The sequence below is a fragment of the Dysgonomonas sp. Marseille-P4677 genome, assembly GCF_016652235.1.
Lineage (GTDB): Bacteria > Bacteroidota > Bacteroidia > Bacteroidales > Dysgonomonadaceae > Dysgonomonas.
Map to the genome: position 1 here is coordinate 26,905 of NZ_JAEPKU010000003.1, position 17,639 is coordinate 44,543.

Sequence of the window (17,639 nt, forward strand, 5' to 3'; positions counted from 1 at the left end):
CAAACTAAAAACAGTTTTAAGCTTCTCCTTATATCTGTGGTAAAGATACTTATTTTCCCCGTTTATTGTTTTCTTTCCTCTCAGGAAACTCGTATGCGATTTTACATTCGCTGTTTAGAACCAGATAAGCATCGAAGCGTTTTCCTGCTTTGCCGGTAAAACCTTTGAGAAGACGTGTCTTCCCCTCGGAAAGCAATTCCATAAAAACATCATCACTTAATTTTTTCCCTCCGCAATTACGAAACATCACAAAATCGCAGGACTCATCCGGACATTTACATACGGACGAAAGAAATCTTAGCCCTTGTTTTCCGCATTTAGGACAGGAATGAGAATTAGCTGAAAAGGATATATCAACATTTAATAGTTCTTCGGTAATCTGGCGGGTATATACTTCTATACCCTTGGAAAAGTTATCGGCATGCTGCTCTCCCCTTTCAATTTTCAGGAATGCATCTTCCCAATATCCGGTCATTTCCACATCGGCAATCCGTTTGTCTTTGACAATATCATATACGGAAAGGCCTTTTTCGGTAGGAACCAACGATTTCTTTTCACGACGGATATAATCACGGGTAAAAAGTGTTTCGATAATGGCAGCACGAGTAGCGGGAGTACCAATGCCACAGATTTTCAGAGCAAGCCTTTGTTCTTCGTTTTCGAGTTCCTTTCCCGCGGTTTCCATCGCACCAAGCAGTGAACTTTCCGTATGAAGAGGTTTGGGCTTGGTCTGTTTCTCTTGTAAACCTACGGACGATATGGAGTGTGTTTCTCCTTCGTGTATTTCCGGTAGTTCGACACCGTCATCTGCATCATTGTTTTTTTCATTCAGCACCTCACGCCATCCTTTGTGTTTTATTACCGAACCTTTGACTTCAAATTGTATATCACCAATTCCGAATGTTACAGCCGTCGTATCTTTAACACATAGTGAATGAAAGGCTTCCAGCATACGGGCTGCAACCATTTCATAAATGATACGTTCGTCTGACGACAAGCTGTCCGGCAGATTTTCGGTGATCAGTAAAGCATGATGATCGCTTACCTTTTTATCATCTACCGAACGGATATTTAAATTCGTCCCCGAAAGTTTTTCCGCACAGGCTGCAAATCGGGTGTATCTTTTCAGTTTATCAATCAATCCTCTTATTTCAAGAAACACGTCATCAGAAATGTATCTGCTCCCTGTTCTTGGGTAGGTCAGGAGTTTTGATTCATACAATTTTTGAGCAAGAGAAAGGGTTTTATCAGCCGAAAAACCGTGCTTGCTGTTCGCCTCCTTCTGTAAAGCAGTCAGATCGTACAAGAGAGGCGGCTCCTGTTTGGTTTCTTTACACTCTGTCTTTACAACTGAGACCTTATCCGCATGGCGTATCTGATTATAAAGTGATGTTACCTCTGCCTTATCGAAAAACCGGTCTTTTCCTGTTGCCGTTACATTTTTCCCTGCAATGGAAGTTACAAGTTGCATTTGCCAGAACGACACGGGTTTGAAATTTTTATTTTCCAGATAACGGCTGCATATCATCGCAAGTGTCGGTGTCTGGACTCTGCCCAGTGAATATACACCATTGCCTGCTGCGACACTCAATGCTTGTGAAGCGTTTATGCCAACCAGCCAGTCGGCACAACTTCGGGCTTCTGCCGCTGCATGGAGATTGTTGTAATCCGTTCCCGGCCTTAGTTTAATCAATCCTTCACGGATAGCCTTTTCTGTCAGTGAAGAAATCCAAAGACGTTCGAAATAAACATCCGAAGCCAGATAATCATAAATATAACGGAATATCAATTCTCCTTCGCGTCCGGCATCGGTAGCAACAATAATTTTTTCACATTGGACAAAAACCTGTTCTATGGTTTTCAACTGCCTGACGGCCGACGGGTCGTCTTTGTACCCTTTTTCAGCATGGATTTGTCGCGGGATTAACATAAATTCATGGGGGATAATGGGTAGATGCTCCCTCATAAATCCTTTTGCTCCGTAGTGTTCCGGTAATGCGAGCTGTACCAGATGTCCGAAAGCCCATGTAACAAGGTAGTCGTTACCTTCCATGTAACCGTCCCTTTTTGTGTTGGCTCCTACTATCGCCGCTATTTCACGGGCTACACTCGGTTTTTCTGCTATAATAGCTATTTTCATACTGTTTATTTTATTGAATTTGAATTAATTTGTGGATTTATTGAAAAGAAAAAGGAGATTACATTTTTCTCCCTTTGGATTTATCAGGATGGTCCTGTTTCAAATCTTCCGCTTCTTTCTTTTCCTGTCTCTCATGCTGTTGTACTGTAGGCTGGTTCTGCCCCTGTTTCATCGGTTCATCCACATTCTTGTTGACTTCCGTTTTTGCTCCTTCGTTGTTAGCGGCAACCTGTATCTTGTGGCGATTATCAGGAGTAACAAGCCCTGATTTTAAGGCTTCCTTATATTGACCGGGAAACATAAAGTCGATCTTGCCCTGTGCTTTATTCAAAGTCATATACCCGCTGTAATCCTGCCCATTCCTGTCTTTCATTCCGGAAACATAGACTGTATAACCATCTTCAAGGCTTGCTTTTTGGTCGTTATTCAATCTGACCTTACGAAAAGTATCCGGTATTTCTCCCTGCCTAATCTTCTCATTTTGATTGTGTGCCTGCTGTTGTGTTTCGGGAAAATAAAATTCCAGTCCCCGTTTATCAGCATTAACCTGTACGGTTGCATTGAAGGGTTTCTGATTTTTGGAAATCATATTTTCAATATACACGCCCTTTCCTTCCCTCAGTTCCTGTTTCTGTAGTTCGGAGAGCTTTACACCTTTTAGTTCGTCGGGGATTTTTATCTTTCCGGCATTAAGCAATACCAGTTCATTGGTCAGTTTATCAACCGACACATAAGCATTGATCGTTTTATCCTCTCCGACATTGAACTCAATCAATCGTCCTGCATTTCCTGTTTTAAGAAGATTTGTTTTGTCTTCTTCCGTAAGCAGAGTCCCATAAAAAGGCTGATCCAGTTCCGGTTGCTGGCGAACGGAATGTATACGAAGATTTAACTCTCCTTCGGTATTTTCACGAAAAGACAAGCGGGCATCTGTCTGAATATGGATACCGCCGACGTCCCCTTGTATGGGGAAAAGCACAGGAGACTTTTGCCAGTTAAGCATCTTATCCAATGAATTGGTACTGACAAGCTGTTCACGCATGATCCCTATACCCTTCAGCTGTTCCCAATTGATACGGGATTCATCTATCGGCTGATACTGTTTCGGAGAAAAGTCCTCCGGTACAAGCCTGTGTTCATCCAACATTTGTTTGTTAACCGGATTTTCAGGATTCTTCAACAACTCCTGTAAACCGATAACCATATTTTCCATTTTATCCAGTGGCAGTTTGAAAAAATGGAAGCGGGTCGGCTCTTTCACCTGACGCATAAAGTTCTCAAAGAAGTTTTCCAACACATCACCGTGCTTGTCAAGCTTTATGAAATCCGGCTCATTTTTTACATCTGGCTTAACCGTTTTGAGGGTTCCGTCCCTGTTTAGCCCTGTAACGGCTTTAAGCTCGTTACTTTCTTTTTCTACGACCAGCAATACTTCATGGTCATTCAAATTTTCATCCATATAAAATAACTGTTTTATAGTTACATCTACGTTAATGCAACTGAACAGCGAAAGTAGGACGGGAAAATGATTAAAATACGGATTTGAAAATGGGTGGTAGTGTTTGGCAGTTCAGTGGTTGTATACAAGCTGGAAATTCGCTTTTGTTAGGAGAATTTTGTATTTATAGATATCTTTTTAACAAAAAAACTTTATATCATAATATTTTTCTATTTTTGTAAAACAATCTAATAAATATGGCATTAAATTTCATAGACTTATTTGCTGGTGCAGGTGGATTATCCGAAGGTTTTATCAGAGCAGGGTATACACCTTTAGCTCATATCGAAATGGATAAATATGCTTGTGATACCTTAAGAACCCGTGCTGCTTTTCATCATCTAAAAGCTCAAAATCAACTTCATATTTATAAAAAATATTTGCAGGAGAAGCAAGAAAAGGAGGATGGAAGCAAGCTTTGGAGACAAGTTCCCCAAGAAGTTATAGACACCGTCATTCATGATACCATTGGAGAAGAAACAATAGAAAATATTTTTCAGGAAGTAGATGAATTGAAAGGCGAAGAACAAGTCGATATAATAATTGGAGGACCTCCTTGTCAAGCATATTCTGTCGCAGGCCGTGCGAGAATGGGTAAAGCAGTAGAGGATGATCCTCGCAATGAACTATATTTATATTATGTAAAGTTTCTGGAACGCTACCAACCAAAAATATTTGTATTTGAAAATGTTTTAGGCATTCGGACTGCAAAGAAAGGTGAACCACTGAAAGACCTTACTCGATTGGTAGAGCAAGCAGGTTATAAAATGGAAGTAAAAATCCAACTTGCTTCTGAGCATGGTGTATTACAGAATCGTCAAAGAGTTATTATTGTTGGCTGGAAGATACATGACGAAAATGGGAACTTGACAAAATTTCACTATCCTGAATTAACCCCCGAGATAAATAAACACGAGGTTCTGAAAGATTTATTTTGCGATTTGCCTGAAAGAAAGCATGGGGAGGGGCAGTTATGTTCACCAGTAAAATATACAAAACCTCTTTCAGAGATGGAGTATTTAATAAAATCAGAAATTAGAAACAGTATTTTTGATTTTACCACTCAACATATTGCCCGTCCAAATAACGAAAATGATCGGGAGATTTATAGTATGGCAGTCGAAATGTGGTTAAAAGATCGCAAAAGGATTGATTACTCAAAAATCCCGTCTCGTTTACAACATCACAAAAACAAGGAAACTTTTCTTAACCGCTTTCAAGTAGTTGATCCATACGGGTGTTGTCATACCGTTGTTGCCCATATTGCAATGGATGGTCATTATTACATTTATCCTACCTTAAATCCAACCATAGATAATGTTCGTTCCATAACTGTACGCGAAGCTGCACGTCTACAATCTTTTCCCGATGACTATTATTTTGAAGGTAGTCGAAGTGCGGCATTTAAACAAATCGGCAACGCTGTTCCTGTGGTCTTGGCACATAAAATTGCATTAGAACTACAAAAGCAGTTTGAGAATGAATTACAGTAAATTTAATAAAGTGGAGGCTATCCCTGAGGCAGCTTCAATGATTGAAACATTTAGAGCTATTGGATATAGTCTTGAAACCGCTATTGCTGATATAATCGACAATTCTATTTCTGCGAATGCAAAAAATATTCATATAAACCGTCTCTGGCGAGGAGGAAAGTCTGTTATTACCATAAAAGATGATGGTGATGGAATGAACGGTAATGAGTTAATCCAAGCCATGCGTCCTGGCACTCAAAATCCTCTATCTGACCGCTCTGAAAATGATTTGGGGCGTTTTGGTCTAGGTTTGAAAACAGCCTCTTTTTCGCAGTGTCGTAAACTATCAGTTCTCAGCAAACGTAAAGGTTATATCCCTGTTTTTTGGGCATGGGATCTGGATTATGTCGCTAAAAGTAAGAGATGGGAACTGATCCAATGGATGCCTGAAGAATTTCTAAATGAATTGGATAATATGCAGTCAGGAACACTTGTTGTCTGGACTGATTTAGATAGAATTTTACCATTGCAAACAGCAGAAACAGACGAAAATGCTAAACGAAAATTTTCTGCTTCATTGGATAAAGTTAAAAATCATATTGCCATGACTTTTCACAGGTTTATCGAAGAGAAAGCAATAAAGATATTCTGGAATGAGCACGAAATTGAAGCATGGAATCCATTTTGCACAAATGAAAACAAAACTCAAATAAGAGAAACAGAATACATTAACGGGGGAGCAATAATGAAAGGCTATGTCTTACCCCACAAAAATAATTTTTCAACCGAACAAGCCTACAAAAAGGCAGAAGGAATTAACGGTTACCCCGCTATGCAGGGCTTTTATGTTTATCGTGGTAAACGTCTATTATTAGCAGGCGATTGGTTAGGATTATTCCGTAAGGAAGAACATTATAAGTTAGTACGCATACAGATTGATCTGCCAAATAAATTGGATACTGTGTGGCAGATTGACATAAAAAAGTCAAAAGCATACCCACCCATAGTTTGCAGAGAACAGTTAGGGTCTTATGCAAAGAGAGTTAGAAATATTGGTAGCGAAGTTTATCGCCATAGAGGTAAAATTTTGAAACAAAGAGCAGGAGAGGATTTTCAACCACTTTGGCTAGAGAAGAAAAAGGATAATAAATGGTCATTTGTAGTTAATCGCAAGCATTTAATCATTCAAGATTTGAAAAGTCTGGCAAAAGAGAAACCTGAACAAGCTATAGAAAAACTGTTGAATTTTCTGGAAGAAACTATTCCGACTAAAACGATTTATATTAATGAGGCACAAGGGGAAGAGACACAGACTCCTCCCTTTTCCAATGTAGATCCAAACCTTATAAAAGACGTACTTGTATTAATGTACAATAATCAAATTGCACAAGGAAAAACACCAGCACAAGCAAAAGCCTTATTAAAAACACAAGAACCTTTTAATAATTACGAAGGTTTAATCGAAGAACTATAATGAGTGATAATTACCAAATAGCCATAGAGATATGCCAAAGTATAATTGGCCGAAAAACAAGTGTTACAGACGATGAAATAAACGAAGCCATTGTCAAGGTCAAAATAATTTACTCGGACGTTGATGCTGTGAAACTGAAAAATGATTTACTTTCAATGTATAGTGTTAAGATTGATACTTTCCAAATTCTGGAAGGCAGGGAGCGTCGTGAACCTTGGCTGAAGGACTTCAAGGCTAATCAAAAAACCAAATGGGCATTTTGGACTCGCTATACTGAATATCTAGAGAAACAAAAGAAGTTTCCTCCGACTGTTATTTTGCAGCTGGATGAATTGACAGACAAAGTGCTCGATAAACTTTTTAACCCTCAACGATCTGAAATTCAGATATCAAAAAAGGGACTTGTTGTTGGGCAAGTTCAATCCGGTAAAACTGCTAATTACACAGGATTGATCTGTAAAGCAGCAGACACGGGATTCAATCTGATTATTGTTTTGGCTGGTATTCACAATAATCTTCGCAGTCAAACTCAAAATCGTATTGATGAGGGATTTTTAGGCTTTGACACACAATATGAAAGAGCCTATACGATGAATAAAACAACAAAAATAGGTGTTGGCTTAATCCCTGGATTTGAAAATGCTATTGCAAACTCATATACTACAAGTTTGGAAAAAGGCGACTTTACCAGTAGAGCAACAAATACAGCAGGTTTCAATTTCAATGCACCTCAGCCCATTTTGTTGGTTGTAAAGAAAAACGCTTCCGTTCTCAAACGCTTATATAATTGGTTACATACGCATACGCAAGCAACAAGCGAGAAAATTTCCAATAAATCACTTTTGATTATTGATGATGAAGCCGATAACGCTTCAATCAATACCAACAGAAAAGAGTTAGATCCTACAACAATAAATAAAAATATCTGTAGTATCATCTCTCTCTTCAATCGCTCTGCTTATGTTGGTTATACGGCTACACCTTTTGCTAATATTTTCATCCCGCAAAATGAAGACGACTTATTTCCACGTGATTTTATTATTAATATTCCAGCACCTACGAATTATATTGGGCCTGAGAAAGTTTTCGGAACATCAATAATCCCTGATGATACAGACAACGATTTATTGCCAATTGTTTGTCCTATAAAAGATTATGACTTTTTTGTTCCGCAAGGTCACAAAAAAGACGATGACAAACCGTCTTTCTCAGACATTCCTGAATCACTGAAAACAGCGATTAAATGTTTTATTGTTACTTGTGCAATCCGTATAGCACGGGGTCAGGGTGCAAAACACAATTCTATGCTGATTCACATTTCGCGTTTCCAAATGTGGCAAAACCATATTAAAGAATTGGTGGAAGATTTATTTAACTATTATAAACACGAGATAGAAGCAAACGATGCCCTTATTTTGGAAGAATTTCGTAGAGTTCTAGAAAACGATACAGCCAATTACAAATCTCACAAAACTGTTACAACTGAAATTAAACAATCAAAACACGGCGAAATTGATAAAAATTTAATTGTTCATTCATGGGAAGAAATCAAACCACTACTTTATAAGGCTGTCCAAAAAGTTGAAATAAAATCAATCAATGGTACCTCCGGTGATTGCCTGACATACTATGAAAACGAAAAAACAGGCGTTTCTGTAATTGCAATCGGTGGAGATAAACTTTCACGAGGCTTAACCTTGGAAGGGCTTTCTGTAAGTTACTTTTTACGTGCCTCAAAAATGTACGATACACTTATGCAAATGGGACGATGGTTTGGCTATCGACCGGGTTATGTAGATTTATGCCGTCTATTTACGAGTGGGGAATTGAATGAATGGTTTAGACATATTACTATTGCAAGTGAAGAATTGCGATCTGATTTTGACTATCTGGCAAGTATAAATGGAACACCGGAAGATTATGCATTGAAAGTTAGAAACAGTCCAGGACAATTGCAGATTACGTCTATCTCTAAAATGAGATATACCAAGCAAATAGAGGTTTCGTGGGCAGGTAGACTGATAGAGACCTATCAACTGCCGATGGACAAGGGATCAAAGAAAAAAAATCTCATAGCAACAGATAATTTTCTAACCTCGCTTGGATCAGGAGAAAGCAAAGGAAACAATTATTTATGGCGTGACGTCTCTCCCGATGACATCTGTGATTATTTTGCCAAGTTCAAAGTTGCAGATAGTTTGAAAAAAGTAGATTTGGATTTGATAAACAGCTATATTCAGGAACTCGTCAAGAAAAATGAATTAACCTCATGGCGTGTAGTTTTAATGAATAAAAAAGACAAAGCAGAAGCAATCCATACTTTTTCGAATGGTATAAAAGTAGGTTGCTTTGATCGTAACCGCGCCGATGATACAAACTGGACCACATATTATATTCGTAAAAATCATATTGTTGGTAATCAAAAAGATGAATTTATTGATTTAGACAGTAATTTATTAGACGCAGCATTGAGACGCACAAGACAAGTGAAAAAGAATTGGTCAGAAAAGGAGTATCCAGCCCCTGAAATTGTTCGCCAAGAATTTCGCCCTCGAACAAATCCACTTTTGTTGATTTATCCACTTAATCCAGAATGTGCCAATATTAAAGACAGACAAGGCAACATTATTCCAGAGACTGTAACGTATCACAAAAATGACGAGCCGTTTATAGGCTTTGCAATTTCATTTCCGAATAGTGAAAAGTACAATGCGATTTCTTATACGGTAAATCAGATTGCTGAATTTAAGGAAACAGAAGATTTATTTGACAGCGAAAATGATAATATCTATGACGAATAATAATCACATCTCAGAAATATGGGAAGCATTGGAGGAGGAAAAGAATGTAGGACTTGTAAAACGGCTTTACTCTAGCGATGTATCTCTTCATATTTATGGAACATTCCAATACCCTGAAAGATATTACGGCGTGGCTTTTACATTCAGTAACAACATACGTATTGATACTTCTCCATTTGATAACCTGCGAGAGTTGAAAGTCATGTATTTGGCCGATACAACTTTCTCCAATTCCCGTTTATTGATAATACAACTTGTACATCCAAATAGTCGAGATGTTTTTGCCATACTTTGTGAAAATTTGATACAGTCGGTTATTCGATTGAATACAGAACAGAATATTAGCCGTAAAATTGTCAATCAGTTAGAGAAGTGGAAAACACTATTTGAGAAAAACAACTCTACTGGATTAACTCCAGCCGAACAACAAGGTCTTTTTGGGGAACTGCATTTCCTGCAAAAATTTCTTTCATGTCAAAATACCAATTTAAGCAAAGTATTGCTCACCTGGGTCGGAGGAGATAAGGCACTGCGCGATTTTCAAGGCAACAATTGGGCAGTTGAAGTCAAAACCACCTCAACAAACAATCCGCAAAAAGTTATGATAAACGGAGAAAGACAATTGGATGAAACATTGTTCGAAAATCTCTTTTTATTTCATTTTTCTATCGAAGTATCAAATGGCAATGGGCAAACGCTTAGTCAAAAAGTTGCTGAAATTCGAAAAAATCTCGAAAATGACACACCTGCTTTATCAATATTTAAAGTAAAACTGCTTGAAGCTGGTTATTTGGATAAACACGAGGCAATTTATCAAAACCGATTTTATCAAGCCAGAGACGAGAATTATTACAAAATTGAAGCTGATTTTCCAAGAATAAAGGAGAAAGAGTTGAGAAAAGCAGTATGTGACGTAAAATATTCAATTATTCTTGCAATGTGCGACGAATATCTGATTTCAGAAAATCAAATTTTTACAGCAATCAAAGAATTATGAATGAAATAGAAAAATATTACCAATCATTGATGCAGGATATTGCGGCAATGCAGGCAAGCAGTGAGGATGGAGACACACAAGAGCAGACTTTTACAAGAATTGCTATTGATATTTTGTCCGATGCCGGAGAAACTGAAAATGCAGATATAGCTTACGATGAAAAAGATATCGGCAGGAAAGGGCAACACAAAATAAATGCCTACGCTGTTTCTGAAAATTACGAAACGGTTGATTTATTTATTTCTATTTTTGACTTTTCTGAATTCATGTCTAGCATAGCAAAATCAGAAATTGATAGGGCAACAATCAGAATAACGAATTTTTTCAAAAAAACAGTTGAAAAAGATTATGTTAATGATGTCGCAGAATCTTCTCCAATTTTTGAATTTGCCAATACGTTGGCAAATTTTCAAGAATTAAAAGAAAATCTTGTACGTGTCAATGCAACAATTTTAACAAACGGGGAATACAAAGGTGACTTTCCCCCTAGTGATATTATAAATGGTTACAGTGTATTTTATCGAATTATCGACATTAATTATCTTTACAAAATCTCTGAACAGTCGAGAGTTCCAATAGAACTGGATTTTAAGAATTTTGAAGGTGAAGAGTTTAAAATTCCCTGTTTATCAGCAACTACCGAAAATCTTGACTATAAAACGTACATTGCAATTATTCCAGGTACTTGTTTGGCTAAGTTATACGAACGTTATGGTGCACGATTATTGGAGCAAAATGTACGCTCATTCCTTCAATTCACAGGAAAAATCAACAAGGGAATCCGTGACACAATAAGGAACGAACCTCATATGTTTCTGGCTTTTAATAACGGTATAGCTGCAACTGCTGATCATATAGAACTTGATGAAACAGGGCACTTCATAAATAAGATTAGTAATTTGCAAATAGTGAATGGAGGGCAAACAACCGCTTCAATTTACAATACTGCCCGAAAGGATAAGGCTGATATTTCAAATATTTTTGTTCAGATTAAATTTTCAATTATTGAAAAGCAAGATTTATATAGTGATATTGTTTCCCGTATTTCACGATATGCAAATACTCAAAATAAAGTAAATGATGCAGACTTTTCAGCTAATAATCCCGCTTTGATTACTTTTGAAAAGCTATCGCGTTATATTATGTCACCTATAACAAGTCAGAACAATATGCAGACTTGCTGGTTTTTTGAAAGAGCTAGAGGGCAGTATAAAACCTTGCGTAGCCGTGAAGGCCGTACCAAATCTCTGCAAAATGCATTTGATAAAAAATATCCGAAAGGACAAATGTTTACAAAGGTTGAATTAGCAAAATACATAAATTCTTACCAGGAAATATACGATGGTGTAAAATTAGTTGTTGGCCCACATATTGTTGTTCGTGGTAACGAAAAAAATTATGCTCAATTTATTGCAAATAATCTACCTGATAACATTAATAAAATTAACAATGTATATTTTGAAGACAGTATTGCAAAATGTATTCTTTTTAAAAATGCCGACAAGCGTTACGGGAAAAAGCCTGACAGTATCGGTGAAATGAAGCAAGTTGTTGTTCCGTATACCCTCTCCTTACTCAACATAATAACAAATAATAAATTAGACCTTTACAAAATCTGGAAAAATCAGCAAGTTTCACTCTCACTTTCTAACTTTATTTATGATTTAATGAAACAAGTAAATCAGTTTATTTTGGAAAACTCGCCCGTGTCACATTATATTGAATGGGCAAAAAAAGAGGAATGTTGGGAAAAAGTAAAAAGTCATTCATGGGCTTACAATATCAATGATATTAAAACTGATTTGATAGACGAAAAGAATCCCCTAAAACGTAATACAGATATAAATATATCAGAAGAAGAGTTAATAAAAAACAGGGAGACAGTTAAATCTATTCCATCTGCCTTGTGGAATGAAATAGGAAAATGGGGAAAAGACAGTGGTTATTTTGACATTACCAAACAGAATATTGTATCCAATATTGCTTATAAACTGAGACAAAATAAAGTTTTAGCAGATGAAGAATGTCAGAAAGGAATTGAAATTCTTGACATTGTTGCCTCTCGAAATCAAGAGTTATTGCAGGAGTCTGAAAAGTATACGGGCAAATGGGTGCAGATGAAAAAAGTAAAAATAACGGATGACGACAAAAATTCACTCATTTTGGAACAAGTCCGAAAGATGTTGAGTTTCAACACTGATAAAAATATTTTATTGGATGAAGAAACTGATTTTTTATTTGATATTCTTAATCAGAAGCGCGAAAGAGATTATGATGCAGACGAAACGATTGTAAAGTGTATGCAAAAACTAATAAAGAAAGGATTCCCTATTTAGGATTTTCTCTATATTCAACAACATCTTCTGCTACTAATATTATTTCATTTTCTTTCTCTCCATAAAATCTCAGAGCAATTTTATGAGGGAGGTTGTTCTGTATTGCTACTGATATTTTATCAACTAACGGTGTAATATCGTGTTTGTACTTGTGTCTTATTTCACATTCCCAAACTGTTAAAACACTCCATCCCAAAATAGTTAATTTCCTCAAATTTCTTTTATCTCTTTCTGTATTAGAGGTTATTTTATCAATCCAGAACTTTGTATTAGTTTTCGGAGTATAAGCATATTTACAACCTTCATGCCTATGCCAAAAACAGCCATGCAGAAAGATAATCGTTTTATATTTGAGAAGAACAATATCGGGTTTACCGGGCAATCTTTTATCATTAACACGATATCTGAACCCTCTTGCAAAAAGAGCCTTTCTTAATATCAGTTCCGGCTTTGTGTCTTTAGACCGGATTTTAGACATTATCTCTGACCGTTTTTTCTTATCCCAAATATCCATGACTGGAACGTTATGCTCTGACAAAAATAGGGAAAAATAGTCTAAATAACTATTACAAAACATCGTATATACAATCTTATATTTCTACTTTTTTAGAGGAAGAAAAAATTTCCCATCTTTTCCAAACAAATTTATCTATACCTAAAGCAGTGAAATTTCCATCAGCAAGAAAAATAATTTTCTCCCTGAAGAAAAAATAATTGCTTCAGTATGAAAAATTAACCAAAAACAAAAGGAATTATGAGATTCAAAGTAATTGCAAGGAAACATCCGCAAAATCCGACCAGTCCTAAGAAGTATTATGCGACTGCCGTGAACGAAGGTAAAATTACATTAGACCTTTTCGCAAGAGAAATCGCCGCTCGCTCTTCACTCACACAAGGCGATATTTTCAATGTACTTCAGAATTTTGTCGAACAGTTACCCTTGTTTCTGCGGATGGGTAAAAGTGTTCAGTTAGGACAACTGGGAACGATGCGCTTATCTATTTGCAGTGAGGGAGTTGATAACAAAAGTGATTTTACTACCAGCCGGATAAAGAACGTACACATAATCTTTACTCCGAGTTCGACACTGAAGAAGGAAATTTCCACTACCTCCTTAGAACAGGTCAAGGATTAAAAAGAAAAACATCCCACTTCTGAATTAACAGGTGGGATGTTTTTTATTCCAGCTTTACCAAGAAACAGAGAGAGAAAAATATCCATATTTTTTGTGCAAGGCCAGCCAAAAACATAAATTAGCGGAAAAGAACATTATGAGAATACACATTGTTTAAATACAATACGAACTAATAAGAATATGGATTATGAAAAATGCGGAACCTTATCTGATTTTCGACGGTGAGTGTGCGGAAGCATTTACCTTTTATGAAACGGTTTTCGATGCAAAGATCGCGTTCCTTACCCGCTATAAAGACCTTCCTCCAGGCACAGGTGAAATTGCAGAAGCAGACAGGGAGCGTGTCGTACATGTTATTCTTCCCATAAGCAAAGAGGTTTCCCTGATGGGCGCGGATTGTTCTTCGGGCATGAAAAATACCCGTGGAGACAGCGTCTGGCTGACACTCAATGCCGAAAGTGCGGATGAAGCACGACAAGTGTTTGAACGTCTGTCCGAAGGCGGCAAAATAACAATGCCACTGGAGAAAACCTTTTGGGCGGAACTCTACGGCATGCTGACCGATAAGTTCGGAATCTGCTGGATGGTAAACTATCAGGTTCCAAACAACAAAGGTTAATAAGGTCGACAAAGCTATTCTCAACTGAAAAATAAAGTATTCCCGATAAACTCATTCTTATGAAAGTAAATAAAAACGTGCTATCGCCGGAGCAACGCGAAACATTACTGGAGATACTGCAAAACCGTTTTGAAAAAAACAGGCAACGTCACCAAGGTATAGAATGGACAGATGTAAAATTTAGACTGGAAGCTGATGCCGGAAAACTATGGTCGTTGGGTGAGATGGAGCGGACAGGCGGCGAGCCGGACGTAATCAGCCGTGACTCCCAAACAGGGGAATACATTTTTTGCGACTGTTCGACAGAAAGCCCCAAAGGTCGCAGAAGCCTGTGTTATGATCGTGAAGCACTGGAATCAAGAAAAGAGAACAAACCGGAAAACAATGCGGTGGAGATGGCTGCCTCTATGGGTATTGAACTTCTCACGGAAGCACAATACAGGGAGTTACAACAACTTGGTGATTTCGATACAAAAACATCAAGCTGGGTACAAACGCCTGCCAATATCAGAAAACTTGGGGGAGCCCTCTTTTGTGATCGTCGTTATGATACGGTATTTGTGTATCATAACGGTGCGGAATCTTATTATGCTGCCAGAGGATTCCGAGGTTTTTTAAAGGTGTAAATGTAGTATGCAAAAGAATCGTTGAAGTAAACAAGCAACAACTTTATGGATAAAGCAAGAGTAATTAAAATACCTTTTTCAGATGTATATCCTTTATATATAAATAAAGCAGAAAAGAAGGGGCGTACTAAAGAAGAGGTGGATACCGTCATCTTCTGGTTGACAGGCTATGACAAACAATCTTTACAACAGCAAATAGACAAAAACAGTGATTTGAAAACTTTTTTCGCGGAAGCACCACAAATTAACCCGAATGCTTCAAAAATCACAGGTGTAATATGTGGCTATCGTATAGAAAATATCGAAGATGAATTGATGCGAAAGATTCGCTACTTGGACAAGCTGATTGATGAATTGGCCAAGGGAAAAACGATGGAAAAGATTTTAAGGGAATAATAATTTAAAGAAAGGATTCTTTCTGTCTGATTATGTTTCTTTAATATATAATCCATTTTCTATGGCTAATGGTCAGGTAATTAAAAGACGAACATCCCACTTCTGAATTAACAGGTGGGATGTTCGTTCATACCTATTTGATTAAATCCTTAAATTTCGGATCATCCTTCAGCTTCGCCAGCTCCGAGTCCACAATCTGCTGTGCTTCTTCTTTTATACGGTAATAATTCCGCTCAATTTCCTGTTGCATCAGATTTTCCCCGTCTCCGTTTATAAAATTGGTAAACTCGGGTATCTTTTGATACTTTGCAGTTTCCGTAGCTACTTTCGCATTATCTACAACAATCTCACAGTGGAAAATCTTCTGTTCTATCCGTTCATCAAAATTATCAGCTACTGCGCCCACAAACATTCCCTGTGTTAATCCGCTAATCTTCGAAGCCGGAATCAGCGAGTCAAGTTGAGTATTGATTGTAGTACTTTTATCCTGTTTGTTGATTGTCATGGACTGGCGTTTTTGCAAAACTTTTCCAAAACGCTCCGAAAGGGTTTTTGCAGTATCTCCTACCACCTGACCCGAAAAAATATTACCTACGGTATTCATTACAACAGCCGCTTCTTTGTCGCCATAGTCGCGTTTCAATTGTGAGAAATCCTGAAAACCAAGACAAACAGCAACCTTATTGCTTCGGGCAGTTGCAATCAGGTTGTCCAGACCTTTGAAATAGATCGTAGGCAGCTCATCTATAATAACCGATGATTTTAGCATCCCTTTTTTATTAATCAGTTTCACAATACGGGAATTGTATAATCCCAAAGCTGCCGAATAAATATTCTGCCGGTCAGGATTGTTTCCCACACACAGAACCTTCGGCTCATTCGGATTATTGATATCCAATGTAAAATCATTGCCAGTCATTACCCAGTATAGTTGCGGGGAGATCATTCTGGACAAGGGTATCTTAGCGCTTGCTATCTGTCCTTGGAGCTGATCGGCGGCTCCGCCCAGCCATGCATCCATAAAGGGTGAAAGATAATTTTCCAACTCACGATACGAAGTTAGAATCGGGAAAATATCGGTGTACTTCTTATTCAAAAATTCGATGGCGTGGGGGAAAGTGCAACATCTACCGCCTTCATAGATTTTCAGATACCATATAATCGCTGCAAGTAAAATGATTGGAGATTCTACAAAGAAATCTCCCTGCTTGGTTATCCATGTCTTATTGAGATTGAGCATTATGGTGTAGGCGCTTTCATAAGCATCCGATATGTCGGTCATAAAATCAGGATTGATCGGGTTACAGCGATGGCTTCCGGCCGGATTGTCAAAGTTGATAACGAAGAATTTTGGTTCCACTTTATATGCTTTCCGGTTATTTATAAGGGTATTGTAAGCAATCGTTGAAAGGTCCGGATACTTGTAATCATAAATATACTGGCTATACCCTTTATTGATTTGCTGCTTGATGAAATTATTTACCACAGCATAAGACTTGCCACTGCCGGGAGTACCCAATACAATCGTTGCACGAAAGGGATTTACAATGTTTATCCACCCATTGTTCCATTTCTTTTTGTAGAAAAAACGTGTCGGCAGATTGACTGAATACTCGTTCTCCAACAAACGGGTTTCCTGCATGAATGATTCATTCTCGTTATTGAAAACGTCATCGAACATACGGTTTTTCAAAAGCCGGCTCATCCACAGTCCTGCCATCAGCATGCAGATATATCCCAACGACAAAGTAAAAATATACAACGCTGTATTTGCTGCCAGCGGAAGGAACAGATCCTGTATCCACCAATTAAGGAAGAACAGAATAAAACCGGCAATACCAAATGCGGATATTTTTGTCCATGTTATTTTTTCTTCCTTTACTCCTTTGGTTCCTAAACAGGACAAGCCCATAAAGACGAAAGCAAAAAGTTTCGTCCACAACATATTGGAGAAAAGCCCTGCTGTCCGGTTAAAATTCAATAATATCCTATCCACTACCGTCAGGTTAAAGTTCAGGGAAAGAATATACCCGTAAGAGAACCAGTAAACGTGAATAATAACAAACAAAATACTAATGGCTCGCATGAATTCCATCACTTTGGCGAGTCCTCTCAAATCATCTTCGTTCTGCATAAAAAAGTTAT

At 37.6% G+C, this 17,639-nt stretch carries 13 protein-coding genes; 9 read left to right on the forward strand and 4 right to left on the reverse strand.

Translation table 11 applies throughout. From position 1 onward, the window contains the following. Window positions 1-49: 49 nt before the first annotated feature. Window positions 50-2,140 carry a type IA DNA topoisomerase gene (locus tag JGH11_RS01505; RefSeq protein ID WP_201109793.1) on the reverse strand — a complete coding sequence of 697 codons (2,091 nt, stop codon included), beginning with the start codon at window positions 2,138-2,140 and terminating at the stop codon, window positions 50-52. Window positions 2,141-2,198: 58 nt separating this feature from the next. After that, a complete protein-coding gene (locus JGH11_RS01510) occupies window positions 2,199-3,599 on the reverse strand; it encodes a DUF3945 domain-containing protein (RefSeq protein ID WP_201109794.1) in 1,401 nt (466 codons plus the stop codon). 236 nt (window positions 3,600-3,835) lie between these two features. Between JGH11_RS01510 and JGH11_RS01515 the strand changes: the two genes are divergently transcribed. From JGH11_RS01515 to JGH11_RS01535, 5 genes are read left to right on the forward strand one after another with little or no spacing between them, the layout of a single operon-like run. Next, window positions 3,836-5,131 carry a DNA cytosine methyltransferase gene (locus JGH11_RS01515; RefSeq protein WP_201109795.1) on the forward strand — a complete coding sequence of 432 codons (1,296 nt, stop codon included), beginning with the start codon at window positions 3,836-3,838 and terminating at the stop codon, window positions 5,129-5,131. Then, entirely contained in the window at window positions 5,112-6,584 is a 1,473-nt protein-coding gene (locus tag JGH11_RS01520; protein ID WP_370567548.1) for an ATP-binding protein, read from the forward strand. The genes JGH11_RS01515 and JGH11_RS01520 overlap by 20 nt, the downstream gene beginning before the upstream one ends. Beyond that, window positions 6,584-9,385: a Z1 domain-containing protein gene (locus JGH11_RS01525; RefSeq protein ID WP_201109797.1), complete on the forward strand. Its 2,802-nt coding sequence runs from the start codon at window positions 6,584-6,586 to the stop codon at window positions 9,383-9,385. Before JGH11_RS01520 ends, JGH11_RS01525 begins: the two co-directional genes overlap by 1 nt. Continuing rightward, window positions 9,375-10,382, forward strand: a complete 1,008-nt coding sequence (locus tag JGH11_RS01530; RefSeq protein ID WP_201109798.1) for a PD-(D/E)XK motif protein — start codon at window positions 9,375-9,377, stop codon at window positions 10,380-10,382. The genes JGH11_RS01525 and JGH11_RS01530 overlap by 11 nt, the downstream gene beginning before the upstream one ends. Further along, a complete protein-coding gene (locus tag JGH11_RS01535; protein ID WP_201109799.1) occupies window positions 10,379-12,718 on the forward strand; it encodes an AIPR family protein in 2,340 nt (779 codons plus the stop codon). Before JGH11_RS01530 ends, JGH11_RS01535 begins: the two co-directional genes overlap by 4 nt. Here JGH11_RS01535 and JGH11_RS01540 read toward each other — a convergent pair. Continuing rightward, complete coding sequence (locus JGH11_RS01540) at window positions 12,711-13,232, reverse strand: very short patch repair endonuclease (protein ID WP_201109800.1); 522 nt, start codon at window positions 13,230-13,232, stop codon at window positions 12,711-12,713. The two genes, JGH11_RS01535 and JGH11_RS01540, sit on opposite strands and share 8 nt — an antisense overlap. A 240-nt stretch (window positions 13,233-13,472) precedes the next feature. Here JGH11_RS01540 and JGH11_RS01545 point away from each other — a divergent pair, with 240 nt between their 5' ends. The 4 genes from JGH11_RS01545 (at window position 13,473) to JGH11_RS01560 (ending at window position 15,494) form a co-directional block, all read left to right on the forward strand. Further along, complete coding sequence (locus tag JGH11_RS01545; protein WP_201109801.1) at window positions 13,473-13,853, forward strand: HU family DNA-binding protein; 381 nt, start codon at window positions 13,473-13,475, stop codon at window positions 13,851-13,853. A gap of 187 nt (window positions 13,854-14,040) precedes the next feature. Beyond that, window positions 14,041-14,472: a VOC family protein gene (locus JGH11_RS01550; RefSeq protein ID WP_201109802.1), complete on the forward strand. Its 432-nt coding sequence runs from the start codon at window positions 14,041-14,043 to the stop codon at window positions 14,470-14,472. A gap of 77 nt (window positions 14,473-14,549) precedes the next feature. After that, window positions 14,550-15,098, forward strand: a complete 549-nt coding sequence (locus JGH11_RS01555) for a DUF4256 domain-containing protein (RefSeq protein WP_370567549.1) — start codon at window positions 14,550-14,552, stop codon at window positions 15,096-15,098. A 45-nt stretch (window positions 15,099-15,143) separates the two neighbouring features. Further along, window positions 15,144-15,494, forward strand: a complete 351-nt coding sequence (locus JGH11_RS01560; RefSeq protein ID WP_201109804.1) for a DUF2200 domain-containing protein — start codon at window positions 15,144-15,146, stop codon at window positions 15,492-15,494. Between the two features lie 133 nt (window positions 15,495-15,627). Here JGH11_RS01560 and mobC read toward each other — a convergent pair whose 3' ends face one another. Further along, the gene (gene mobC, locus JGH11_RS01565; RefSeq protein ID WP_201109805.1) at window positions 15,628-17,628 is read right to left on the reverse strand and encodes a conjugal transfer protein MobC; all 2,001 of its coding nucleotides are present in this window, start codon (window positions 17,626-17,628) and stop codon (window positions 15,628-15,630) included. Window positions 17,629-17,639 lie beyond the last annotated feature (11 nt).

Excerpts from the sequence above, each read along its gene's own strand:
- JGH11_RS01505 (WP_201109793.1), bottom strand. The coding sequence starts at position 2,140 with ATGAAAATAGCTATTATAGCAGAAAAACCGAGTGTAGCCCGTGAAATA.
- JGH11_RS01510 (WP_201109794.1), bottom strand. The coding sequence starts at position 3,599 with ATGGATGAAAATTTGAATGACCATGAAGTATTGCTGGTCGTAGAAAAA.
- JGH11_RS01515 (WP_201109795.1), top strand. The coding sequence starts at position 3,836 with ATGGCATTAAATTTCATAGACTTATTTGCTGGTGCAGGTGGATTATCC.
- JGH11_RS01525 (WP_201109797.1), top strand. The coding sequence starts at position 6,584 with ATGAGTGATAATTACCAAATAGCCATAGAGATATGCCAAAGTATAATT.
- JGH11_RS01530 (WP_201109798.1), top strand. The coding sequence starts at position 9,375 with ATGACGAATAATAATCACATCTCAGAAATATGGGAAGCATTGGAGGAG.
- JGH11_RS01535 (WP_201109799.1), top strand. The coding sequence starts at position 10,379 with ATGAATGAAATAGAAAAATATTACCAATCATTGATGCAGGATATTGCG.
- JGH11_RS01540 (WP_201109800.1), bottom strand. The coding sequence starts at position 13,232 with ATGGATATTTGGGATAAGAAAAAACGGTCAGAGATAATGTCTAAAATC.
- JGH11_RS01545 (WP_201109801.1), top strand. The coding sequence starts at position 13,473 with ATGAGATTCAAAGTAATTGCAAGGAAACATCCGCAAAATCCGACCAGT.
- JGH11_RS01550 (WP_201109802.1), top strand. The coding sequence starts at position 14,041 with ATGAAAAATGCGGAACCTTATCTGATTTTCGACGGTGAGTGTGCGGAA.
- JGH11_RS01560 (WP_201109804.1), top strand. The coding sequence starts at position 15,144 with ATGGATAAAGCAAGAGTAATTAAAATACCTTTTTCAGATGTATATCCT.
- mobC (WP_201109805.1), bottom strand. The coding sequence starts at position 17,628 with ATGCAGAACGAAGATGATTTGAGAGGACTCGCCAAAGTGATGGAATTC.